The sequence below is a fragment of the Candidatus Accumulibacter propinquus genome (assembly GCF_056856495.1).
The window spans coordinates 290,087-312,469 of record NZ_JBSEHC010000003.1; the positions used below are offsets into that span (position 1 = coordinate 290,087).

General features: G+C 63.3%; 17 protein-coding genes. 4 read left to right on the plus strand and 13 right to left on the minus strand.

Going from position 1 to position 22,383, the window contains the following annotated elements:
- Positions 1 to 3: 3 nt before the first annotated feature.
- From pglX (AC15MQ_RS07480) to AC15MQ_RS07500, 5 genes are all read right to left on the minus strand, one after another.
- Entirely contained in the window at positions 4 to 1,209 is a 1,206-nt protein-coding gene (pglX, locus tag AC15MQ_RS07480) for a BREX-2 system adenine-specific DNA-methyltransferase PglX (protein WP_483079777.1), read from the minus strand.
- 73 nt (positions 1,210 to 1,282) lie between these two features.
- Entirely contained in the window at positions 1,283 to 1,618 is a 336-nt protein-coding gene (locus tag AC15MQ_RS07485) for a hypothetical protein (protein WP_483079778.1), read from the minus strand.
- Entirely contained in the window at positions 1,605 to 4,070 is a 2,466-nt protein-coding gene (pglX, locus tag AC15MQ_RS07490) for a BREX-2 system adenine-specific DNA-methyltransferase PglX (protein WP_483079779.1), read from the minus strand. The genes AC15MQ_RS07485 and pglX (AC15MQ_RS07490) overlap by 14 nt, the downstream gene beginning before the upstream one ends.
- Before the next feature lie 164 nt (positions 4,071 to 4,234).
- The gene (gene pglW / locus AC15MQ_RS07495) at positions 4,235 to 8,479 is read right to left on the minus strand and encodes a BREX system serine/threonine kinase PglW (RefSeq protein ID WP_483079780.1); all 4,245 of its coding nucleotides are present in this window, start codon (positions 8,477 to 8,479) and stop codon (positions 4,235 to 4,237) included.
- The gene (locus AC15MQ_RS07500; protein ID WP_483079781.1) at positions 8,480 to 8,725 is read right to left on the minus strand and encodes a helix-turn-helix domain-containing protein; all 246 of its coding nucleotides are present in this window, start codon (positions 8,723 to 8,725) and stop codon (positions 8,480 to 8,482) included.
- Between the two features lie 393 nt (positions 8,726 to 9,118).
- Between AC15MQ_RS07500 and ahpC the strand changes: the two genes are divergently transcribed.
- From ahpC to AC15MQ_RS07515, 3 genes are all read left to right on the plus strand, one after another.
- Positions 9,119 to 9,682: an alkyl hydroperoxide reductase subunit C gene (gene ahpC, locus AC15MQ_RS07505; RefSeq protein WP_287663928.1), complete on the plus strand. Its 564-nt coding sequence runs from the start codon at positions 9,119 to 9,121 to the stop codon at positions 9,680 to 9,682.
- A gap of 121 nt (positions 9,683 to 9,803) precedes the next feature.
- Positions 9,804 to 11,363 (plus strand): alkyl hydroperoxide reductase subunit F, encoded by a 1,560-nt coding sequence (gene ahpF, locus AC15MQ_RS07510; RefSeq protein WP_483079782.1) that lies wholly within the window; start codon positions 9,804 to 9,806, stop codon positions 11,361 to 11,363.
- Between the two features lie 224 nt (positions 11,364 to 11,587).
- Positions 11,588 to 13,309, plus strand: a complete 1,722-nt coding sequence (locus AC15MQ_RS07515) for a FimV/HubP family polar landmark protein (RefSeq protein WP_483079783.1) — start codon at positions 11,588 to 11,590, stop codon at positions 13,307 to 13,309.
- A gap of 62 nt (positions 13,310 to 13,371) precedes the next feature.
- Here AC15MQ_RS07515 and AC15MQ_RS07520 read toward each other — a convergent pair whose 3' ends face one another.
- Positions 13,372 to 14,274 (minus strand): LysR family transcriptional regulator, encoded by a 903-nt coding sequence (locus tag AC15MQ_RS07520; protein WP_287652188.1) that lies wholly within the window; start codon positions 14,272 to 14,274, stop codon positions 13,372 to 13,374.
- A 117-nt stretch (positions 14,275 to 14,391) separates the two neighbouring features.
- Between AC15MQ_RS07520 and AC15MQ_RS07525 the strand changes: the two genes are divergently transcribed.
- Positions 14,392 to 14,859, plus strand: coding sequence for a hypothetical protein (locus AC15MQ_RS07525; RefSeq protein WP_332337544.1), 468 nt, complete (start codon positions 14,392 to 14,394; stop codon positions 14,857 to 14,859).
- 55 nt (positions 14,860 to 14,914) lie between these two features.
- Here the strand turns inward: AC15MQ_RS07525 and AC15MQ_RS07530 are convergent, their stop codons facing one another.
- The 7 genes from AC15MQ_RS07530 to AC15MQ_RS07560 form a co-directional block, all read right to left on the minus strand.
- Positions 14,915 to 15,673, minus strand: a complete 759-nt coding sequence (locus AC15MQ_RS07530) for an ABC transporter ATP-binding protein (RefSeq protein ID WP_287663921.1) — start codon at positions 15,671 to 15,673, stop codon at positions 14,915 to 14,917.
- A complete protein-coding gene (locus AC15MQ_RS07535) occupies positions 15,670 to 17,442 on the minus strand; it encodes a branched-chain amino acid ABC transporter ATP-binding protein/permease (RefSeq protein WP_483079784.1) in 1,773 nt (590 codons plus the stop codon). The genes AC15MQ_RS07530 and AC15MQ_RS07535 overlap by 4 nt, the downstream gene beginning before the upstream one ends.
- Complete coding sequence (locus AC15MQ_RS07540) at positions 17,439 to 18,473, minus strand: branched-chain amino acid ABC transporter permease (protein WP_287652184.1); 1,035 nt, start codon at positions 18,471 to 18,473, stop codon at positions 17,439 to 17,441. The genes AC15MQ_RS07535 and AC15MQ_RS07540 overlap by 4 nt, the downstream gene beginning before the upstream one ends.
- Positions 18,474 to 18,566: 93 nt before the next feature.
- Entirely contained in the window at positions 18,567 to 19,721 is a 1,155-nt protein-coding gene (locus tag AC15MQ_RS07545) for an ABC transporter substrate-binding protein (RefSeq protein ID WP_332337546.1), read from the minus strand.
- Between the two features lie 92 nt (positions 19,722 to 19,813).
- Positions 19,814 to 20,563: a sulfite exporter TauE/SafE family protein gene (locus AC15MQ_RS07550; protein WP_287652182.1), complete on the minus strand. Its 750-nt coding sequence runs from the start codon at positions 20,561 to 20,563 to the stop codon at positions 19,814 to 19,816.
- Positions 20,564 to 20,593: 30 nt separating this feature from the next.
- Positions 20,594 to 21,355 (minus strand): methyltransferase domain-containing protein, encoded by a 762-nt coding sequence (locus AC15MQ_RS07555; protein WP_483079785.1) that lies wholly within the window; start codon positions 21,353 to 21,355, stop codon positions 20,594 to 20,596.
- A gap of 125 nt (positions 21,356 to 21,480) precedes the next feature.
- The gene (locus AC15MQ_RS07560) at positions 21,481 to 22,368 is read right to left on the minus strand and encodes a Wzz/FepE/Etk N-terminal domain-containing protein (protein WP_483079786.1); all 888 of its coding nucleotides are present in this window, start codon (positions 22,366 to 22,368) and stop codon (positions 21,481 to 21,483) included.
- Positions 22,369 to 22,383: the final 15 nt, after the last annotated feature.

Genomic DNA, 22,383 nt, shown 5'->3' on the forward strand with positions numbered 1-22,383 from the left:
GATTCAGGCTACCTTTTTTCGCCAGCGCCTGGCGGCCGTAGCCGCCGGCTTCCAGGCGCGCAGATCATCGAGCGTGAATTGCAGCGCGCGCGCCTCCTCGCTGACGAAGCTCGCGTAGTAGTCGCCCATGCGCGCGCCGAAATCGGGGTGCATTTCGTTGTGCCACTGCTTGAGCCAGGGCACCAGTTCGAGCAGGCCGGCGAGCAGAGGTTGCAGGCGCTCGCGCGGCCAGCCTTCGCGTTCCTTCCTGTCGATGAAGCAGGTCGCCAGCGCGGTCGCCTGCTGCAGGTGATCCCAGCCGGCCCAGGCGATGACCAGGCTGCCGTCGGCGCCGCGTTCGCAACCGGGGTAGCTGATCCAGCGCTCCTTCGGGACGTCGAGGCCGCCGCGCAGGCGCCAGAAGTCGGCCTTGAGAAAATCCTTGCTCTGGTACTTGGGCGGCACGGGAATCTTGCCGACACTGCTGGCCAAATCCTCGCCGGCGTCTTCGCGACGCTGCAAGGCCCAGGTTTCTTCCCATTGGGCGCGCTTGCGCAGGCCGGTCTCGGTATAGCGCAGTACCGGGAGGAAGGGAACCGCTTCCGACGCCACCAGTTCGGCAACGAGCTGGGCAGTGCGGAAGTCGGCGTGACCGGCGTACAGCCCGGCAATGTGCATGAACTCGGCGTCGTGCTGCAGCGCGTCGGCGAGGCGGCTGGTGCTGGTGATCTGCGGCAGCTGCTCGGCGCTGGCTGCCCAGTAGCGCGGCGACTCCAGCCGCGCCAGTAGCCAGTCGCGCAGCGCCGCCTGTTCCAGAGACTCCCAGGATGGCGAATTCCAGCGGCGCTTGTACTCGGGGCGCTCGATCAGGCCGATGTTGCGGTCGCTTTCGATCAGGGCGATCCGCCGCTGCACGACGCCGCGATAGTCTTCGGGCCAGTGGTCGGGGATCTCGGTGATCGGTGTCGAAGCGTGGCGCTCGAACCAGGTGGTCGATTCCTGGCCCGCTGCGACGCGGCGGGCGAGCACGATCTCGAAAGCACGCTCGCCGAGCGCCACTTCCGGCGGCGTCGGGTGTTCGAAATCGGCTTCGTCGCTGCCGGCGGGCAGCAGCCCGTAGAGGCGGTAGCAGCGCCAGTCGAGTTCTTCCTGGGCGGCGATCATCTGGCAGCGCAGGCGGACGGATTGGGTGCGCGCGGCGTCGAGGCTGGAGCGGGTGGGGAGCGTCATGGGGCAATCCGGGCCAGTGGGCCGACGATGCGGCGCGGGATGAGGAACTTGCCGTGGGCGAGCAACATGTTTTTCAGTCCTCGCGCCCCGGCTGCGCCCGGTCAACGCGCAACTCGCGCTGCCAGGCAGACACATCATCGACGGTGGCGAAAGTTCCCGCTTGCGCGACAGCGGTCAGCGCCTGACGCATAGCCGCCGGACGGTCGATTTCAGTGGCGATGTCTTCGGCACTGATCGTCTGCGCCTGCACCGCCTGCATCATGCGCGCCCATTCCTGCTCGCGCTCGGCAGCGCTGCGTACGCTACCCATGACCAGCACTTCGACCAGAGTCCCCGGCGCAAAAGGCAGGTCTCTGATGGCGAGTTCGCCAGAGGCTTGAATGCGGGCCGTGGTCTTAAAGACCGGCATCGTGGTCTCCTTCGGGTACGCGGGATGTATTGAGCAAGGCCACCGGGCTGAGGGCAGCGAGTTCCTGGGCGAGTCGGTCGAGCGTTTGGGAGATATCGAGCGGACGTTTTTCGGTTAGGGGGAACTCGGCGACGTTAGTGGCGTTGAATGCGTAGCGTTCGTCCCACAGTGTTCGGCGTACCCGAGCACCCTCGACCCCGACGTGATCACCGCCCTTGGGAAAGCACACCTGCTTCAACCAGAAACAAGCCACCGACGAATTGAGCAGTCCGAGCAGCCCCAGGTGTTCGTCCTCGCCGGCCCCGGCAGGCAGCTTGATCACCGGCGCCGTCTGCTTGAAGACCTTGCCGCCGCGGTCGAGGACGAAGTGGTTGTGGGTGGCGACCTCACCAAAGGTGATCGTCAATGGCGTCTTGATGCGATCTAGCGCTATCTGGTGCCACTCCCACCAGGGCCGCCCTTCCTCGACATAAGTCTTTTTCGAGAACGTAACGCGAGCCCCAAGATAGGTTTTTGCCGGCCAGAGCCAACGATGAGCGCCTTTGCTTGCCTGTATGGAGACAAGACCGTCTGTGTCATAGGGAAACAATGCTTCGAACTGCGGTGCAGCCGTCCAATCACGCACTTCGTCGCCTGAGATGACTGGACGTAGGCGTTCGGCTTCTACCCCCCGTCGCCTTAGGCTCGCTGCGTCGGCCAGCATAACTTCGTCGGCGGCTGATATTCCAAAGAAGCCCATCGCTGTGGTCTCCCCGCCGAAAGCAGCCACACCGGCTGTTTCAATGGCCTCCTTCAGGTCGGCTGCCCCGCCACCTCCAATGCTCCACGGATGCTTCGCGAAAACTGCCCGCCCGGTGTCGGCCACACTGACGAACTCGCACTCCGACCCCGCGCGGTCGATCTGCACGAGGATGGCTGACCACACCAGACCCTGCGCCGGGTCATTCGGCGTACTCGGCTCGCCCTTGATCCCCATCACCGTCCGCACGCCCTCAGCCACCGGCGCGCGGTGCCGGCCAAACAGGATCACCGTCGGCGTCCCGTGCCCGGGGATGTAGGCGCCCGAGGTATCGACCACATGAGTGAGATCCAGCCGCGGCAGCACCTGCTCGATGAGCTTGGCTCCGAACTCGCGCTTCATGAACGAGTTGGCGGTGATCAGCCCGACGAAGCCGGCCGGCTGGGAACCTCGCCCGGTGACGGCCAGCTCGAAGAAGCGCTCGGTGAATGGCGCGCCCAGCGAATACTTCATGTGGCAACTGGCGTAATGCCTGCGATAGGCCGCATTGAGTGCGGCATCCCTGACGACGATATAGGGCGGGTTGCCGACGACCGCGTGGTACTGCCGGCCCAAAATCCGCTGCACCTCGGCGAGATCCTCGCTGGCGTAGGCATGCGCCAGCCCGGTTTCCGCAAAATGCTCGGCCCCCTGGAACATGTCCTCGGTGGCGCTGAGCCCGAAGCGTCGGCCGTGCAGCAGGCTGTCACCGATGGCGACATGGATCCTGAAGTCCGGCGCCCCGGCCAGCCGCTGCACGTCGCTGGCCTGCAAGGCTGCCAACAGCAGGCGGAAGCGGGCGATGGCCACGGCGAACGGATTGAGATCGACGCCGGCGACCGCGTCGAGTGCTTGCTGTGCGATGTCGCGCCGATTGCGTCCCGGCTCGTTGTTCGACCACTGCTCGACCAGGCGATGAAATCCTCCGAGCAGGAAGTGCCCCGACCCGCAGGTCGGATCGATCAGCCGCACTTCGCGATAACCGAACTCGTGGATGGCCGGCGTCAGCGTCCGGTCGAGGATGAACTCCTCGACGAACTCGGGCGTCTGCAGCAGCGCATAGCGCTTGCGCGTGGCCTCGCTCAGATTCTGGTACAGGTCGCCGAGGAAGCGGGTGTTCCAGCTCGGGTCGGTGAAGTCGCGGATCAGTGCCCCGGAATCGGCGGCAACCTCCTGCCAGAACTGCATCACCGCCATCGCGGCGTCGCCGCTGATCCCCAAGCGAAAGACCGGGTTGTGGGCGCCGTCGAAGAAGGTATGCAGGCCGGGCAAGGCGCCGGCCTCGCGGAAACATTCGAAGAGATAGTCGCGATCGTTCTGGTGTGGGTGCACGCGGAAGTAGGCGTCATGGCGGTCGCGCGCCAGGGCCAGTCGACCGGACTGCGGCGTGCCGGCGATCCACGGCCGCTCGACCAATCCGTTGTCCTCGATGAAGCGCAGGAAGACGCAACTCAGCAGCCAGTGCACGCCGGCCTGGGTGATGGCCTGCTCGGCCCAGGATTCGAAGGTCTCGGCGGTGCGCCCGGCATCCCGCGCCGCCTGCCACTCGGCCTGCAGTTGGGCGCGCAGTTCCGGCACATCGCTGGCCGGGCTGAGGGCGCGTTCGCGCAGGTCGTCTTCGAGCCGCTTGAGCAGGCGGGTCAGGTCGGCAAGCAGGACTTTGGCATCGATCATGGTGGCTTCGGGGGAAGGTCGCGACAGCGACGTTTGCATTCGGACGGGCTGGGGTTACAAGGCAGGGCAGTGATCCGTCGATTTCCCCCATCCCCCTCCCAGCCTCCCCCTTGAAGGGGGAGGAGTTCCATGGGCGATGGGGAGTGAATGATTTCCTTGTCCATTCAGGCCGCGGCGCGGTGCAGGTTCCCGGCCCAGGCGACGGGAACATTCGCCCACTGGGTGGAGGTGATGACCGGCACGGGCACGTCGTCGATGGTCGGCAGTCCGGTGGCCGCCATCGGCAGCAGCAGCCACAGACTGCCGAGCCGGCCCGGCCGGCCGACCTCGTCGCGCAGCTCGTCGATCAGCGGCATCAGGCCGTAGCGGGCGATCAGGCCCGAATTGACCAGCAGCACCGGCGCTGTCGCTTCGAGCAGCGCCTGCTTCACTTGTGGCAGCGCCTTGTGCACCAGGCGCATCAGACGGCTCCAGTCGCTGCTGGTCGGCGCGGCGCCGTCGGCCATCAGCACGACGTTCCAGTTGACCTTCAACGCTTCAGCCTGCTGGCGCAGGGCCTTGAGCAGCAGCGTGTCGAAGCTCACGCGCTGGCGGCCGAAGCGGCGCAGCAGCTCGGCTTCGACCGGGTGTGCGAGACGCGGTTCGGCGGTGAGCACGAGGAAGCCGCCGGCCTTGTGCGCATAGGCCAGGCGATCTTCGAGCTTCTGCGCCTCGATCACCGCGGCGGAGGCCGCGTCGGTGGCCGTGTCATCGACTGACACACCGCTTCCGATGGCCGTGGTGACGCGGGCGTATGGGCTGGTGCTGCCGGCCGACGGGCCGAGCGCTTGCGCCGAGGGCACGTAGCCGGGGCCGGCCGGCGTGTCGTCGCGCCAGACCAGCAGCGCGCCGACGTCGCTCAGCAGGATATCGAGCAGCGGTCGTTCCGGCAGCGGCTGCGCCTCGGGGTAGCGGCCGGCGACGCGGTCCTGCACGTCCTTGAGCCGGAGGAAACGCACGCCCATCAGCGCGCCGAGCGACTGGCGCAGCGCCAGCGCTGCGGCCATGCCGCGCGGATAGATTTCCTGCCGGCTGGACAGCGCCGCGCGCCGTGAGGAAGCGGTGGCCAGGCGTAACAGGCGCTGCGCCGGGAGCGCGGCCTCGGGGGTGACTACCGATTCCAGCGTTTCTAGTGCGCGCTGCGGCGTCAGCAGGGGTTCGGCCTGCGCGCAGGCGTCGGCCGACGCACCGAGCCGCCGCGCGTATTCGGCCAACTCGGCGGAAACGGCGATCAGCGGCAAGGGACGATGCTCGAATTCCTGAAAGCGCAGGCGTTCGAGGTGGGCTTCGGCCTCGCAGCAGGCGCGGACGACGGCGGTCGCCAGACGCATCCGTTCGGGCTCGTCCTGCAAGGCGCAGCCGCGCATCGCGAGCAGCGCCGAGGCCAGTTCGGGCACGGTCATCACGCCGCCCTGGCTGGCGAGCAGGCTTTCGAAGTGGTTGCGCAGTTCGGTGAGTTGCGGCGTCTTCAGCCAGCGCTCACGGGCTTTCAGCAAGGCGGCGGACACGTCGTTGCGGTCGATCGCCAGCGCCTTGGCAGCGATGCCCAGCGGCGTCCATGGCGTCGAGCCTTCGGCCTCTTCGAGGCCGAGGTAGATCGCCAGGGCGGCTTCTTCGGGACGGTCGTCGCCGGCCGGCCGGCGCGGCAGCAACTGCGCCGCCAACTCGTTGACGCTGATCGCGCCGGCCGCTGCCGAATCGTCGTCGGCCTCGTGCAGCGTCGGCCGGCCTTGCACGAGGTCGGGCCGGATGGCGGCCAGGGCCTTGGCCTTGAGGCGGATTTCCTTGCGGATGCGGTCGCCGACGCCGCGCAGGTAGCGGAAGCGGACGCGGTCGACGGCCAGCAACTCGCGCGCGTTGTGGATGGCCATCGCTTCGAGGACGTTCTGCGCTTCGACGCTGTAGCCGAGTTCGGCCATGTTGGTGCTGGCGGTGACCAGACGGGCGACGGCTTCGAAGGGGTCGGCCGACTGCCGGCTTGCCGTCGCGCCGGCCTCGAAGATCCGGCGCCATTCGCGCAGCATCTCCTCGGCGTTGTCGAAGCGCTCGAACGGGTTGCGGCTCAGCGCGCGGGCGAAGAAGGCGGTGAAACCGTCGCGCAGCAGGGGGTCGAAGCGCTCGCTGGCCAGCGTCGCCTGGCAATCGAGCATCGACGGCTGCGTCTTGCCGTCACCCCAGCGCGGCACGACGCCGGTGACCATTTCGTGCAGCGTGACGGCGAGGGCAAAGCGTTCGGCCTGCAGATCCCAGCGCGCGGGTTTGCGCAGCGACAGGAAGGGGTCGAGATAAGGGTGCGTGCCGGCGGCGATGTTCTCGGCCGAGGTGCGGGTGAGCGAGAAATCGAACAGCACCAGTTGCAGCTTGCCGTGGGTCCCGGCCTGCGACATGCCGATGTTGTCGGGCTTGATGTCGCGGTGGGCGACGCCCTGTTGATCGAGGTAGTCGACCGCCTGGATCAGCTCCTCGCCGAAGCGTTGCAGCAGGTCGAGCGACAGGCGGGCTTCTTCGCGGATGCGGTCGGCGAGGGTCCTTTCGCCGGCCTTGTGCATCAGCAGCGCGGTGCGGCCATTGACGGTGAGCGTGCGCTGCCACTCGACGATGTTCGGATGGCGGAGTTTCGACAGCGCTTCGCCCTCGGCGGTGAGGCGGTCGTTGAGGCCGGCGTCGAGCGCGACCTTCAGCACCATTTCTTCGCCCCTGCCATCTTCCCTGACCAGCAGCACGTCCGCCGATGAGCCCCGTCCCATCTTGCGGATGACCGTGAAGCCACCTTCGATGCGCTCGTCGGGTCTGGCCTCGGCCGGATCGACGGTGGCCTCGGGTTCCGGGGTCGTCAGTTCATCGACGACCCTGTCGAGGTCCTGCAGGAACTCGTCGATGGTGCCGTAGCGACCCATCACGTCGGGGTTGGTGCTGTACTGGATGAGGTCCTGCAATTGCTTGCCGCAGCCGTCGAGCACGTCAGACAGACGCAGGCCCTGGCCGATGCGCAGCTTTTCGGCGAGATCGAGCACCGAGCCTGCCGGCGGCCGGCCGGAGAAGACGTGATAGGTGATCGCCCCGAGGCTGAAGACGTCGAGGCTGGGGCCGTGCTGCGCTTCGGACTGCGCGGTTTCCGGCGCCAGATAGACCAGTCCGGGGTCCTCAACGTACTCCTCGACGTGCATCGTGCCGCCGATCGTGCGGCGTGCCGGGTCGCCGGTGTCGCGCTTGTGTGTTCCCTCCTGCGTGCCTTCGCGCATGCCCGTCTGCCAGTTCATGATGCGCGGTCGCGGCGTCGCGCCGGCAACATCCTGAACCAGGATGTTTTGCGGGCACAGGGCACGGTGGTAGAGGCGCTTCTGGTGAGCGTACTTCAGGGTCTCGGCGAGGTCACGGACGATCTGCAGGCGCTGGTCGACGTTGAGCGGGTGGCCCCGCGGTTCGCCCATTTCGCGCAGCAGGAAGTCGAGTCGGATCGCCTTGGGGTCGTGATCGAAGATCAGGGCCGGGCCGAGTTCGCTGTCCTGGTAGTCCTTGACCTTGACGATGCCCGGATGGTCGATGCCTTCGAGGATCTGGAACTCGCGTTGCGCCTGGCGGACCAGCGCGTTGCGGGCATCGGCGGTGGCCGCGGCGGCGACGGTGTAGATGCGGACGCGCCGGCGCACGGCGTCCATCGCGGTGTGCGTACCTTCCCAGTCCTGATAGGAGTGATACGACGGACCCTCGGAGAGCAGCGCGCCGAGCTGGTAGTCGCCGACCCGGCGATGCTTGTTCGACGGCCGGATGCCGGCCTCGGCCATCGCCCGGGCGAGCACGCGGGCGTGCTGGTGGTTGACGTGGGTCAGCTGGATCTCGCGGGCGCTACCGGTGCCGTTGTGCAGCGCACCGATGATGCCGGGGTCGCGGTCGCTGCCCGGCTGCCCGCGCAGGTAGGTGCCCGATCGGGCCGTGCCGCCGAGCTTGCAGTCGAGGCTGGTGGCCGACAGGAAGATCAGCGGCTCGACGAAGGGCAGGCGGACTTTCGCCTTGTACACCGAGGACTGCCGCCGCAGCAGGCTGGCGAGCCGCTTCGCCTTGCGGTTGGCGAGGATCAGCGGGTTGTCGTAGGCGCGTTCGCGACCGTCGGTAACCCACAGCCACGTATGCGCATCGCCGCTGACGACGCCGGGACGGCTCTTGATCTCGATGAGAAAGAGTCCCGTCGGCGTGAGGATCAACGCGTCGACCTCGTTGACCCTGCCTTCCTCGTCGATGAACTCGAAGTTGGTCCAGGCGTGCCAGGGCTCGCGATCGGGGAGATGATTGCGCAGCCAGTCCAGCGCCTCACGCTCCCAGGCGAACGGTGACTGGGAAACGGCCTGCCAGCGACTGAGGCTCATGGGCATTTACGTGGCGCCGGCCAACGGCACGTTGTCGTGCTGCGGAGGCTCGTCGGGGACGATTTCCAGCAGCTCGCCCAGGCCGCAGCCGAGGACCATGCAGATTCGCTCAAGCGCGGGGAGGTCTACACGGGTCGCCCGGTCGCGCGTCAATGCGCTCACCGTGCTGCGATTGACATGCGCCCGCTGCGCCAATTCGGCGGCTTTCAGCTGGTGGCGTTGCATGAGTTCGCCGAGGTGGGAACGGACCATGGAATGTCAAATCATCGCGGGGTGTTGCGCAGGATAGCACCCTTTCCGGCTTGAAATTGAAGGCTGCAGCCGCAACGATGACATCAGGTGGGCGGCGTGATCGCCGAGAAACCTTGGCGCAAAAGAGCCGCACCCAAAGCAATTGGCCATAGCCTTCGCGCACCAGATAGAATTGGACGTGGGTTGCGCGAGCGCTTGCTGGCCAATGGTCGCCGACCCTGCGAGAGATGGACGTCGTGGTGATCAGTGCGGTCGCTGGCACATGCTATCAGCCAGCAACATAGCCTCTGACTATGACTGGAATTGTCAGAATCAATTGGAACAATGCTGGCGACTTCATTAGTATCCACTCGTCGCTTGTTTTTATTCACTGAACTCAAAGGAGAGCTCAAGATGTCGTTGATCAACACCGAAATCAAACCGTTCAAGGCTACCGCTTTTCACAACGGCAAGTTTGTCCCCGTTTCCGACGCTGACCTGAAGGGCAAGTGGTCCGTTGTGGTCTTCTATCCGGCTGATTTCACCTTTGTCTGCCCGACGGAACTGGGTGATCTGGCTGACGAGTACAGCTCTTTCCAGAAGATTGGCGTGGAAGTCTATGCGGTGTCCACCGACACGCATTTCACCCACAAGGCCTGGCACGACGCGTCCGACACCATCAAGAAGATTCAGTATCCGATGCTCGGCGACCCGACCGGCACACTCACCCGGAATTTCGATGTGATGATCGAGGAGGAAGGTCTGGCCCTGCGTGGGACCTTCGTGATCAACCCCGAGGGCGTCATCAAGGTCTGCGAAATCCACGACCTGGGTATCGGTCGTGACGCCAAGGAGCTGCTGCGCAAGGTGCAGGCCGCCCAGTACGTCGCCAACCACCCGGGTGAAGTGTGCCCGGCCAAGTGGACTCCGGGTGACGCCACGCTGGCCCCATCCCTCGATCTGGTCGGCAAGATCTAAAGTTTCGATCGCGTTGCGGGTGCGCTGTCCCGCAGCGCGATTCCGGGTCCCAGCGCAAAGGGGCCGCGAAGCAGGCTGCTTGGCGGCCCCTTTTCAATGCAACTCGTCACGAAAGACTCAAATGCTCGACAACAACATCAAGACTCAACTCAGGACTTATCTCGAAAAGCTCCAGCAACCGATCGAACTGATCGCTTCGCTCGACGGCAGTGGCAAGGCACAAGAGATGCTTGCAATGCTGCAGGATATCGCGGCGCTTTCGGCCAAGGTCAGCGTCAGGCACGACGGCGACGCCCCGCGCAAGCCGTCCTTTGCCGTCGGTCGCCCTGGGGAGGCAGCGCGGATCAGCTTCGCCGGCATTCCGATGGGCCACGAATTCACCTCCCTGATCCTGGCCCTGCTGCACACCGGTGGGCATCCTCCGAAAGCCGAGGCGAGCGTGATCGAGGAGATCCGCGCCATACCCGGTCGCTTCCACTTCGAAACCTTCATCTCGCTTTCCTGCCACAACTGTCCTGATGTCGTGCAGGCACTCAATCTGATGGCCGTGCTGAACCCCGGTATCAGCCATCAAATGATCGATGGTGCGCTGTACCAGGATGAGGTGACAGCCCGCCAGATCATGGGGGTACCGACCGTCCTGCTGAACGGCCAACCTTTCGGGCAAGGTCGCATGACGCTCGAGGAAATCGTTGGCCAGATCGATACCGGTGCCCTGCAACGTGAGGCGGACAAGGTTTCGGCCCGTGCGCCCTTCGACGTGCTGATCGTCGGTGGGGGTCCGGCCGGCGCCGCCGCTGCCATCTATGCTGCCCGCAAGGGGATTCGCACCGGGGTGGTCAGCGAGCGCTTCGGTGGACAGGTGCTCGACACGCTGGCCATCGAGAACTTCATCTCGGTCAAGGAGACCGACGGTCCGAAGCTCGCGGCCGCGCTGGAGCAACACGTCAGGGAATACGACGTGGATATCATCAATCTGCAGCGCGCCGAAGCGCTGCTGCCGGGCACAGTCGGCGGACTGATCGAACTCCGGCTGGCCAGCGGCGCGTCCGTCAAAAGCAAGACGGTGATCCTGGCCACTGGGGCACGCTGGCGGGAAATGAACGTCCCCGGCGAGAAAGAATATCGGGGGCACGGCGTCGCCTACTGCCCGCACTGTGATGGACCGCTGTTCAAGGGCAAGCGGGTGGCGGTCATTGGCGGCGGCAATTCCGGGGTCGAAGCGGCCATCGACCTCGCGGGCGTCGTCGCGCATGTCACCCTGCTCGAATTCGAGAGTAGCCTGCGTGCCGACGCGATCCTGCAGAAGAAGCTTTTCAGCCTGGCCAATGTGACCGTGATTACCCAGGCGCTGAGTACCGAAGTGAGCGGCGACGGCAAGAAGGTCAACGGCCTGGTCTACACCGACCGGAAGAGCGGTCAGGGGCATCGCATCGACCTCGAAGGGATCTTTGTCCAGATTGGCCTGCTGCCCAACAGCGATTGGCTCAAGGGAACGATCGCCCTTTCCGCGCGCGGCGAGATCGAAATCGACGCCCGTGGGGAAACCTCGCTGCCTGGCGTTTTCGCGGCAGGCGACGTGACGACGGTGCCCTACAAGCAGATCGTCATCGCCATGGGTGAAGGCTCCAAGGCTGCGCTCAGCGCCTTTGATTACCTGATACGCAGTTCCGTTGCGTGAGCGCTCACCAGCACGACCACCGGATGCCCGCTGCCCCTCCGGCAGGCTTTGCTTCAGTTCGCGGGGGCACGCCGATTCCGGCTTGAACGCGCAGGTCCAGTTCAGAACCTGCGCCGCCCAGAGGAGCGGCGGGCGTCTGGTGTCAGCAGGCACCGCCACTGCCGGTCATGACACGCGCTACATGAAGCTTGATCGCCAGGAAACTGTCGGGTAAGGTTCGCGTCATGGCACTACCGGAGACCACTGCCGACCTGCTGCGCAAGCTGAGTAAAGAGCTGTCGCGCATGCGGGCATTGCTGATCGATCGCTACCCCAATGCCCGCAATTCGCTGCGGATCATGCTGTCCTCGATGGGTGTCACCGCCGTGCATAACGCCGGCAGTTCAGCGGAAGTACTCCGACAGGTCAGGGCGCACAGCTTTGACATCATCCTCTCCGATTACCAGCTCGAAGACGGACGCGACGGCCAGCAGTTGCTGGAGGAGTTGCGCCAGCAACATCTGGTGCCGCTGAGTACCGTCTTTTTCATCATCACCAGCGAACGTGGATACCACAACGTGGTTTCGGTTGCCGAACTGGCACCTGACGACTACCTGATCAAGCCTTTCACCGCCGACGAGTTGCACGGCAGGCTGGTACGTACGATCTACAAGAAGCGCTTCTTTGCGCAACTCTACGAGCATCTCGACAATGGCGCTTTTGCCCTGGCGCTGGCCACCTGCGAACGCCTGCTTGCGCAGGACAGCGGCTTTCTCCTGGACGCGCTGCGTCTCAAAGGCGAGATCCTCAACACCCTGGGGCGACATGCCGAGGCCCAGAACGTCTATCAACAGGTGCTGGCGCAGCGGGTGGTGCCATGGGCACGCATGGGTCTGGCCTTTGCATTGCGGGGGCAGCAGCAACTCGCCGAGGCCGAGACCCTCGGCCAGTCGCTGGTCGACGAGTTTCCGGAATTCACTGCCGGCTACGATTTTCTCGCCGAAGTACGAGAAGAAATGGGCAAGCCCGAAGAAGCCCAGGAAGTACTGCTGCGCGCGGCGGCGATTTCTCCGAAGAACTCGACACGACAACGGATGGTCGGCGATGTCGCGGCACGCAACAACGATTTGCCGACCGCCGAAAAAGCCTACGGCAAGGTTCTGGAGCGTCGCCGCGGCTCATCACTGAAGAATATCGACGACTACACCAATCTCTCGCGAGTGATGGTTGACCGCGGCCATACGACCGCTGCCCGACAGATTACCGATGAATTGCGAAGGGACTGGCGTGGCAGCCGGCAAGGGGAATTCGCCGCCCTGGTCATGGAAAGCCTCTGCGCCAACAAGGAAGGCGATCCCGCCAAGGCCAGGCAGGCCGTCGAGAAAGCACTGCTGCTGAACGATGCCTTGAAGGACGAAGGAAAGACGTCGGGACTCTCGCAGAAGCTGACCCTTGACCTGGCCCAGGCGTGTCTGGCCACCGGCGACGAGGCGAGTGCGCGGGGTATCCTTCGCCAAGTGGCCGCCGAAAACCACGAAGACCGCCACATGATCGCCAACGTGCAGGGGATCTACGCCAGAGCGGGCAAGGAAGAGGACGGCCAGGCGCTGCTTGCGGAGGTCGGCAAGGAAATCGTGGATCTCAACAATCGCGGCGTCCTGGCCGCTCGCCGCGGCGATGTCGAAGGTTCGGTCAAGCTGCTGATGGAAGCGGCAGAACGGGTACCCAATCTGCAATTCCTGATCAACGCCACCAAAGCCATTTTCACGCTGCTGGACATCAAGGGCTGGGATCCGACACTGGCCAGACGCGGTCTGCGCTACCTGCAGATGGCGCAAGCCAAGGACCTGCGCAACGCCCGCGTGATCTCGGCACGCGAGCTGTATCAGCGGGTCGCACGCAAGTACGGGGTGGCTATCGTCTCGCTGGCCAACGCTCACCGCCAGGGCGAGGAGTCGGGGGGGTAGGGAGTTCAGGATCTGGCCGACGAGGAGTCCGCCCCCAACGCCACTTGCTCACCAGTCTGGCTTTACTCGCGGGCGGGCACCCGGAGCAGCAGTTCATCGAGAAACACTCTGGCCGGTAGCGACAGGATCTTCGATTTCAGATGGATCACCAGCCACGGCTTGCGCAACGGGAATCCCTGCACGTCGAGGATGCACAGGCCTTCGCTCGCAGGATTCATCGGCAGTGCGTGTCGGGAAAGCACTGCCAATCCCATGCCACTGGCAACCAGATCGCGGATTGCTTCATTGCTGTTGACGGACATCTTGATCTCCAGCTTCACTCCGATCTGCGCCAGATGCGTATCGATCGTCCGGCGCGAACCCGAACCCGTTTCGCGAAGGATGAAGCGCTCGCCGCTCAGCGCCTGCAGTTCGATGGAGCGCTCGGCGGCCCAATGACCGAGCGGAGCGATCACCACCTGCTCGTTGTCGAGAAACGGGTAGCAGGTCAACTCCAGGTCTTCCGGTGGGTAGACCATGACGTAGAGATCGTCCCGATTGTCGCGCATGCGCGCCACGATGCGCTCGCGCTCGGCGATTTCGAGGTCGATGAGCAGCTCTGGATAGCGTCTGGAGAAGTCGCCCAGCAGGCGTGGCAGAAAGTACTTGGCGGTGGTCACCAGCGCGACCCGCAGACGGCCACGCTTCAAACCTTTCAGATCGGCAATGGCCGATTCGAAGCGGCCCCAGACGTCGTCGAGGGCCCGTGCTGTCTGCAGCAACTCCTCCCCCGCCGCGGTCAGGACGACCTCGCGGCCTGACGGCTCGAACAAAGGCAGACCCAGAGTTTCGACGATCTGCCTGACCTGCAGTGAAACGGCCGGCTGTGTGAGGTGCAGGACAGCGGCTGCTTTGGAAAAGCTGCGCATGTGCGCCACGGTGGTGAAGGTTTCGAGTTGGCGAAAGGTGATCCGGCGGCGCGGCATATATAAGTCCGAACAAATATCTTGAGCGATTATATCTCATTGGACTTTATCACGCTGCGTCCGCATAGTTCATTTGTCCAAAGCGTCGTATCAGATCAACCCCCTCAGGAGAAACTTATGCGCAATTACACCACCGACAGCGCTGAAGCCATGTCACGAGTCGTAGCCCTTGCCCTGCTCGCCGATGGTGCGCTTGACCACTGCGAACTCGCGTCGCTTGAAAAACACAAAATCTACGGCAGGCTGCGCATCGACGCCGCAACCCTGGATCAGGTGATCCACGAATTCTGCAATGACCTGATGCAATGCGCACGCGCTCCCAATGTCGGCCAGATCGAGTTGGATAGTGAACTGATCGATCACCTGCTCGGCGACATCCGCTCACCCGAACTGCAGAAAGAGGCACTGCGGGCGATTGTCGACATCGTCAATGCCGATGGCTACCTCAACGGCGGCGAAAGGATTCTGCTCTCCCAGGCGAAGCACCTCTGGGGTCAGGGCCTGCAACAGGACGACCACACCGTAAGTGGTAAAACACAGCCGAAGTCACCACTGGCCAGGCATCAGAAACAGTGGTTCTCGTGAAGACAGCCTGGCCGCTTCGCTTGCGGAGCGGCCGCGCCGCTTATGTCGCGAGGGGCTAGAGGCGGCCCCCAAGGCCCAGGTAACTCTCGATCACCCGCCGATCCATGGACAATTCGCTGCTCGGCCCTTCCAGGGACAACTCTCCGGTTTCCAGGACATAGCCGTAATCGGCGACCTGCAACGCGGCCCGGGCGTTCTGCTCGACAAGCAGGATCGCCACGCCCAACCGCTTCAGCTGCGCGACGGTACGAAAAATTTCCTTGATGACCAAAGGTGCGAGTCCAAGACTCGGTTCATCGAGCAGCAGCAGCCTGGGTTTGGCCATCAGCGCCCGACCCATGGCCAGCATCTGGCGCTCGCCGCCCGAGAGGGTAGCGGCCATCTGGTTTCGACGCTCCATCAGGCGCGGAAAGGTGTCGAACACCTGGTCCATGGTTTCCAGATGATCGCGATGACCTGCCCGATAGCGGTCGAAAGCCCCCAGCAGCAGGTTGTCCTCGACGCTCATCTCGGCAAAGAGTTCGCGTTTCTCCGGAACCAGAGTCATCCCTTGACGCACCAGTTGCTCGACGCTGCGCCCTGCCCCTTGCCGCTCGCCGAGATAGACGATCTCGCCACGTACTGGAAGCAGTCCGATCAGGGCCGACAGGAGGGTGGTCTTGCCGGCTCCGTTCGGACCGATGACGGTGACGATCTCTCCCCGGTGTACCTTCAGGGCGAGACCATGCAGCGCCTCCACCTTGCCGTAATTCACCGACAGGCCGCGCACCTCAAGGACGACCGTTCTTTCGGGCTGCTCGGGGAGCGTACTCATTCCACGCCGCCAAGGTAGGCTTCGATTACCGCCGGATTCCGCTGGATCTCCTCGGGCCGCCCGGCAGCAAGTTTTTGCCCAAACTCCATCACCAGCACCCGGTCGGCGAGGCCCATCACGAAATCCATGTCGTGCTCGACCAGCAGGATACCCATGCCTTCCGCGCGCAAACGCCGCAGAAGGTCGGCGAGCGCCTGCTTTTCGAGGTAGCGCAGGCCGGCAGCCGGTTCGTCGAGCAGCAACAGGCAAGGGTCGGCTGCGAGCGCACGGGCAATCTCGACGATGCGCTGTTTCCCGAGGGGCAGGCTGCCGGCTGCTTCGTACATCTGTTCGGGCAGACCACAGCGCTCGATCTGGACAGCCGCTTCGTGCAGCAGGCGGGCCTCCTCGGCACGGTCGGCGCGGCAGGCGGCGGCGACAAAGCCGCGGCGGCCGCGCAGGTGCGCGCCGATGGCGACGTTCTCGATCACGCTCATCGATGGCAGGAGACGTACATGCTGGAAGGTCCGGCTCATCCCACGGCGCGCGATCTCACGTGCCGGCAGACCCTCGATAGGCTCGCCGCGAAAGCTGACCGAACCGGAGGTCAGCGGGTCAACCCCGGAAATGCCATTGAACATCGTACTCTTGCCCGCGCCGTTCGGCCCGATCAGGGCCATCACCTCCCCGGCCCTGACCCCGAAGCTCACCCGGTCGTTGGCCAACAGGCCACCGAAGCGCTTGCTGGCGTCCTTCACCTCCAGCAGCACCGAGCCCGCTTCCGGCAGCGGGCGCCGCGTCAGAGGGCGAACGCCATCGACACGTGCACAGATCAGGCGCTGCGGAAAGAAGCGCTGGATCATCGGCCACACCCCGTCACGCGCGCGATGCAGCACGACGATCATCAACAGCCCGAAAACGATGATCTCGAAGTTGCCGCTCTGCCCGAGCAGCCTCGGCAACCAGTCCTGCAGCCATTGCTTGAGTACCGTGATCAAACCCGCGCCGAGGATCGCACCCCAGACATGCGAGACGCCACCGACCACCGCCATGAACAGATATTCTATGCCTTGCGTCAACGAGAACGGCGTCGGGTTGACGAAGCGCTGCAGATGCGCATAAAGCCAGCCGGAAGTGCTGGCGTAGAGTGCCGCCAGCGTGAACACCACGATCTTCGAGCGCGGAGTATTGACACCCATGGCTTCGGCCATCACCGAGCCACCCTTCAGCGCCCGGATGGCGCGGCCTTCACGCGAATCGAGCAGGTTGCGCGTCCCAAGAACGAGTACCAGCAGGACCGCCCAGATCAGGTAGAAGAACTCACGCCCCGACTTGAGTTCCATTTCGACGAACTGCAGCGGCGGGATGCCGCTCATCCCGGTGTGGCCTCCCAGCGCATCGAGATTGCCAAACAGATAGTAGAGGCTCATTCCCCAGGCAATGGTACCCAGCGGCAGAAAGTGGCCGGACAGGCGCAAGGTGACCAGGCCGAGCGAGAGGGCCACCACGCCCGTGACCAGCAGACCCGCAGGCAGCGTCAACCACGGCGAAACACCATGTACGGTTGTCAGGTAGGCCGAAGTGTAAGCGCCAAGGCCGACGAACGCGGCCTGCCCGAAGGAAGTCAGGCCACCCACACCGGTGAGCATTACCAGTCCGAGCGCGACAATGGCATAGAGACCGATGTAGTTGAGCAGCGTGACGTAGAATTCGGGCAACAGCACCGGCGCCAGCAGCAGCACGACGATGAAGAGCAGCAACAGCAGCGTCGACTGCAAGCTACGCTTCATTCCTCCTCCACATGTCGCGTCGTCAGCGAACGCCAGAGCAACACCGGGATGATCAGGGTAAACACGATCACCTCCTTGAAGGCGCTGGCCCAGAACGAGGAATAGGATTCGAGCAGTCCAACCAGGATGGCACCGGCAGCGGCCACCGGATAACTGGCAAGGCCGCCGATGATCGCGCCGACAAATCCTTTCAGGCCGATCAGAAAACCCGAGTCGTAGTAGATGGTGGTAATCGGTGAAATCAGAATGCCTGAAAAGGCGCCGATCGACGCCGCCAGGGTAAACGACAGCATCCCGGCCAGACTTCCAGAGATCCCCATCAGGCGCGCGCCGGTGCGGTTCATCGCCGTGGCGCGCAGGGCCTTGCCGTAGATCGTGCGTTCAAAAAAGAAATACAGGGCAATGATCAACAGCACGCTGGCGACCAGTACCAGTAGCGTCTGGCCTTGCAGCAGCACATCGCCGACCTCGAAGCTCACCTCGGTGAATGACGGCGTGCGCGAACCCTCGGCACCAAAGAAAAGTAGCCCGATGCCGATCAGCGTGACATGTACGGCAACGGAAACGATCAGCAACACCAGCACGGACGCTTCCGCAACCGGCTGATAGGCCAGGCGGTAGATCATCGGCCCGAGCGGAACGACCAGCAGCAGTGCCAGAAACACCTGCACCAACAGCGGCAGACTGGCCGAAGAAACCGCCACCAGAGCCCCGGCCAGAAGCAGCGGCGCCCCGCAATTGAGCAACAGGATCAGGGGTATGCGCCTGAAATGCCGTTCCCGCAGCGCCGCCGCCCCCTCGATCAGGGCAATCAGTGTACCCATGGCCAGCAACAGCCAGACGGTCCCCGGTAGCCGGCCAGCCTGCAGACTGGCCAGGGTCAGGGCGCCGAAAGCAACAAACTCCCCTTGCGGGATGAAGATCACCCGCGTGACGGCGAAAACCAGTACCAGCGCCAGCGCCAGCAACGCATAGATGGCGCCGTTGGTGACTCCATCCTGGCCCAGCAGTAATGCAATCTGCAAATCCATCGACACTGTTCCGGTCGCCACCCTGTTCGGGGGCGAGGATGATACCCGACTAAGGGCGGGACCTGGCGACGCAACCGCGGCGCGCCATGCGTCTTATTGCACCAGTTTCCAGCTGCCCCCTTCGACCTTGACCATCACGCGGGCGCGTTGGTCAAACCCCAGATGGTCTTGCGGGCTCATGTTGAAAACCCCGTGCGCCGCAGTCAGGTTCCGGGTCTTCTCGAGCCCGTCACGCAGCGCCTGGCGGAACTCCGGCGTACCCGGCTGCGCTTTCTTCAACGCCTCGGGCACGGCATTGGCCAGCAGCTTGCTGGCATCCCAGGCGTGCGCGCCGAAGGTGGACACACTCCCCTTGCCATAGGCTGCCTCGTACTTGCCGACGTATTCAAGCGCCGCTTTCTTGATCGGGTTGGCATCGGGCAACTGCGCGGCGACCAGCACCGGGCCGGCCGGCAGGAAGGTGCCTTCGCAGTCCTTGGCACAGACCCGCAGGAAATCGGCATTGGCCACCCCGTGCGTCTGGTACATGATCCCCTTGTAGCCCTTTTCCTTGAGCGACTTCTGCGGCAGCGCCGCGGGCGTCCCGGCACCGCCGATCAGCACCGCATCCGCCTTGGTGGCAAGGATCTTCAGCACCTGACCGGTGACCGATGTGTCGGCACGATTGAATCGTTCGTTGGCCACGATCTGAATCTTGCGCACCTCGGCGATTTTCGAGAACTCGTTCCACCAGCCTTCGCCGTAGGCGTCGGCAAAGCCGATATAGGCGACTGTTCTGACGTTGTTGTTGGTCATGTGTTCGACAATGGCCGTCGCCATCTGGGCATCATTCTGCGGGGTCTTGAACACCCAGTAGCGCTTGGCATCCATCGGTTCGATGATGCGCGCAGAAGCGGCCATGGCAATCATCGGCGTGCCGGCTTCGGCGACAACGTCGATCATCGCCAGCGAGTTGGGTGTGATCGTCGAACCGATGATCACATCGACCTTGTTCTCGGCGATCAGCTTGCGGGTGTTCTTGACCGCAGTGGTGGTGTCGGAGGCATCATCGAGGACGATGTAGTTGACCTTTTGACCAGCGATGGTGGTCGGTAACAGCGCCACTGTATTTTTCTCAGGGATACCCAGCGAGGCCGCCGGTCCGGTTGCCGAAAGCGTTACCCCGACATTGATATCGGCTTGAACGTTGGCAGCAAAGGCTGCCGCCAGCAGGGCAACAAGCCCGGCCGTCGATGCTTTGATCTTCATGGTCCCCCCAACACGATTTTCCGGTGCGCAAAGGCTGCAGACTGGCCCGCAGCAAACAGGCATTGTGCGGCCGCAGGAACCGCGAGACAAGTCTAAACGAAGGTATCGTGCGCGAATTTGAGGATAAAGAGGCTCACCACGCACAAAAAAGTCTTCCGAACGAAACCACTGCCGTGGCGCAGTGCCAGGTGCGCGCCGAGAAACGAACCGAGTACATTGCAGGTCGCCATCAGTAGCGCCAGCATGGGCAAAAAGTGACCATGCGGGATGAAGAACGCCAGCGCCGCGAGGTTGGTAGCGACGTTGACCACTTTCGCAGCGGCCGAGGCATGCAGAAAGTCGAATCCGAAGAACCGCACAAAGAGGAAAATCAGGAAACTGCCGGTGCCGGGCCCGAAGAAGCCATCATAGAATCCGATGGCGCCTCCCAAAATCAACGCGTAGGCGAACTCCCGCCGGCCCTGGTGCTGCGGCCGATGAATCGCGCCGAAGTCGCGTCTCCAAAAGGTGTAGGCGGCAGCGGCAATCAGCATCACCAGGATCAAGGGACGCAGCATGGCAGGGGGCAACCAGACGACAGCCATCGCGCCCACATAGGAACAGGAAAACGCCGCCACGGCCGCGGGCAGCGTCGTGCGCCAGGGCATCTGAACACGACGCGCATAGCGCCAGGCGGCATTGCTCGTGCCCAGAACGCTGGAGAACTTGTTGGTACCAAAAATGGTGGCCGGAAGTTCACGCGGCAACGCGTTGAACAGCGCAGGAATCTGGATCAGTCCGCCGCCACCGACTACGGCATCGATAAAGCCGGCAAACAGGGCCGCAATGGCCAGGCCAGCCATGGTCGGGGAATCAACACCGGCCATCGTCGCTCAGCACCGCGCCACAAGAAAAATCCGCTGAAAAGGGAAGAGCGTGTAGCCGTCCGGATGGCGCGGATATGCAGCGCGCAAACGCCCGCGATAGGCCGCCAGGAAGTCATCGGTCGCCACCGCATCGAGTCGCGCCAGGTAGGGCACCATTGTCGTGCCTTTCATCCACTCGAAGACGGCATCGTCACCCTGCAGCACTTGCCAGTAGGTGGTCTCCCAGAGTTCCAGATGGCGGCAATGCGCCGCCAATAACTGCTGGTACTCTGCGGCCGACAGGACGCTGCCCATGCGCACCTTGCCGAGAAGCGGCAGCCAGCGGGGCTCCTCGGCCAGTTCGCTCAGGATTCGGTGCGACGCTGCACCAAAGTTCGACGGCATCTGCACCGCCAATGTGCCACCGTCCACCAGTTGTTCGAGAAGGGTCGGGAACAATTGCTGATGATCGCTCAGCCAGTGCAAGGCAGCATTCGAAAAGATGATGTCGGGCGCACGCGTTGCGCGCCAGGTGGCGATTTCTGCGCACTGCCAGAGAATACCGGAGCGGGTAACGGCGGCTTCGGCGAGCATCGCCGGATCGCTGTCGACACCGGTGAGCTGCGCCGCCGGCCAACGTTCGGCCAGCAGGCGCGTGATATTGCCGGTACCGCAGCCAAGATCGACAACGCAGCCGGCTGTCGTGCCGTCAAGCCTCGCCAGGAGATCAAGCGCCGGCCTTCGCCGCGCGTCAACGAATTTCAGGTATTGCCCGGGATCCCAACTCATTGACTTGACCTCGATGATTTCGGATGGGGCCTTTGGTCACTGCCCGCAAGAACGGGGCGAACTACTCAAGAATGCCGGGATGCTCTTCGAGATCTCAAAAAAAGGCGCGAAAAGTTAGAGGAGAATCAACTACGGATTTTGAACCGCCGCCATGCATCGGCCAAAAACACAGACATGACACCAGCGAGAAAGCCGCCCGTCAGGCCTAGTGCAAGAAGCAGTGCTTTCTTTGGCGACACTGGCCGGTCAGTTACGAAGATATCCTCGATCGCGCCCGCCGGCTGGGTAAATGGAACAGCCAATGCTGATTCTAACGAACTAATCACTTGGCGTAGCTTGAAAAACTCCACTTCCTTCTTGACTCGCAGATCAGTCATCAGTGAAAGCTGCGAAAAACGATCATCCTTAACCACGATGTTTGCCATCAATTTATGAATGCTTTCAACCTCCTTTTCAGCGCTTGAAAGGTTAGCTTTTGCAATATTCAGATCCAACTGCATTTTATCAACGGCTGGTTTCGCCAACTCAAGCTGCCGCTTAGCCAGTTCATCGATTGATGCTTCGGCAATTTTTCTGGCAATCTCGGCGCTCCCACCATAAGCCCTCAACTCGATCAATGGCGTCCCACTTGCTGCCGTAGCCTTAACAATTTGCAGTGTAATGTATTTTGTTGTCGCCCCCTCCGAACGAAGCAAGTCATCAGCCCACGCTTGAACCTCAGTGGACCTCGCCACTTTCATCTGAAAGGCCGGTGACTTCATACGCTCGATGGCCTGCGTAACCGGCTCAACGGGCACGCTGGGATTCTGCCCAAATTGCCCAACTTGCCCAACTTGCCCAACTTGCACAACTGCAACAGCTTCATACCTTGATGGCAGGACTGTAATCGCCAACCCGGCCCCGACTGCCCCAAGCAAAGTGCCCCCAATAATATGACGCCATCCCGAGCGCAACCGGTCCCACAGGTCGAAAAAACTTATTTCGTCGCCCTTCATCAACTCATTTTTGTTCATTTATGCAGCATTCCA

Bases quoted from the DNA above. Each gene is read 5' to 3' on its own strand.
- AC15MQ_RS07485 (WP_483079778.1), bottom strand. From the start codon at position 1,618: ATGCCGGTCTTTAAGACCACGGCCCGCATTCAAGCCTCTGGCGAACTC.
- AC15MQ_RS07525 (WP_332337544.1), top strand. From the start codon at position 14,392: ATGCGCAATTACACCACCGACAGCGCTGAAGCCATGTCACGAGTCGTA.
- ahpF (WP_483079782.1), top strand. From the start codon at position 9,804: ATGCTCGACAACAACATCAAGACTCAACTCAGGACTTATCTCGAAAAG.
- pglX (WP_483079779.1), bottom strand. From the start codon at position 4,070: ATGATCGATGCCAAAGTCCTGCTTGCCGACCTGACCCGCCTGCTCAAG.
- AC15MQ_RS07535 (WP_483079784.1), bottom strand. From the start codon at position 17,442: ATGAAGCGTAGCTTGCAGTCGACGCTGCTGTTGCTGCTCTTCATCGTC.
- AC15MQ_RS07540 (WP_287652184.1), bottom strand. From the start codon at position 18,473: ATGGATTTGCAGATTGCATTACTGCTGGGCCAGGATGGAGTCACCAAC.
- AC15MQ_RS07530 (WP_287663921.1), bottom strand. From the start codon at position 15,673: ATGAGTACGCTCCCCGAGCAGCCCGAAAGAACGGTCGTCCTTGAGGTG.
- pglX (WP_483079777.1), bottom strand. From the start codon at position 1,209: ATGACGCTCCCCACCCGCTCCAGCCTCGACGCCGCGCGCACCCAATCC.
- AC15MQ_RS07500 (WP_483079781.1), bottom strand. From the start codon at position 8,725: ATGGTCCGTTCCCACCTCGGCGAACTCATGCAACGCCACCAGCTGAAA.
- AC15MQ_RS07520 (WP_287652188.1), bottom strand. From the start codon at position 14,274: ATGCCGCGCCGCCGGATCACCTTTCGCCAACTCGAAACCTTCACCACC.
- AC15MQ_RS07545 (WP_332337546.1), bottom strand. From the start codon at position 19,721: ATGAAGATCAAAGCATCGACGGCCGGGCTTGTTGCCCTGCTGGCGGCA.
- AC15MQ_RS07515 (WP_483079783.1), top strand. From the start codon at position 11,588: ATGGCACTACCGGAGACCACTGCCGACCTGCTGCGCAAGCTGAGTAAA.
- ahpC (WP_287663928.1), top strand. From the start codon at position 9,119: ATGTCGTTGATCAACACCGAAATCAAACCGTTCAAGGCTACCGCTTTT.
- AC15MQ_RS07560 (WP_483079786.1), bottom strand. From the start codon at position 22,368: ATGAACAAAAATGAGTTGATGAAGGGCGACGAAATAAGTTTTTTCGAC.
- AC15MQ_RS07550 (WP_287652182.1), bottom strand. From the start codon at position 20,563: ATGGCTGGCCTGGCCATTGCGGCCCTGTTTGCCGGCTTTATCGATGCC.
- pglW (WP_483079780.1), bottom strand. From the start codon at position 8,479: ATGCCCATGAGCCTCAGTCGCTGGCAGGCCGTTTCCCAGTCACCGTTC.
- AC15MQ_RS07555 (WP_483079785.1), bottom strand. From the start codon at position 21,355: ATGAGTTGGGATCCCGGGCAATACCTGAAATTCGTTGACGCGCGGCGA.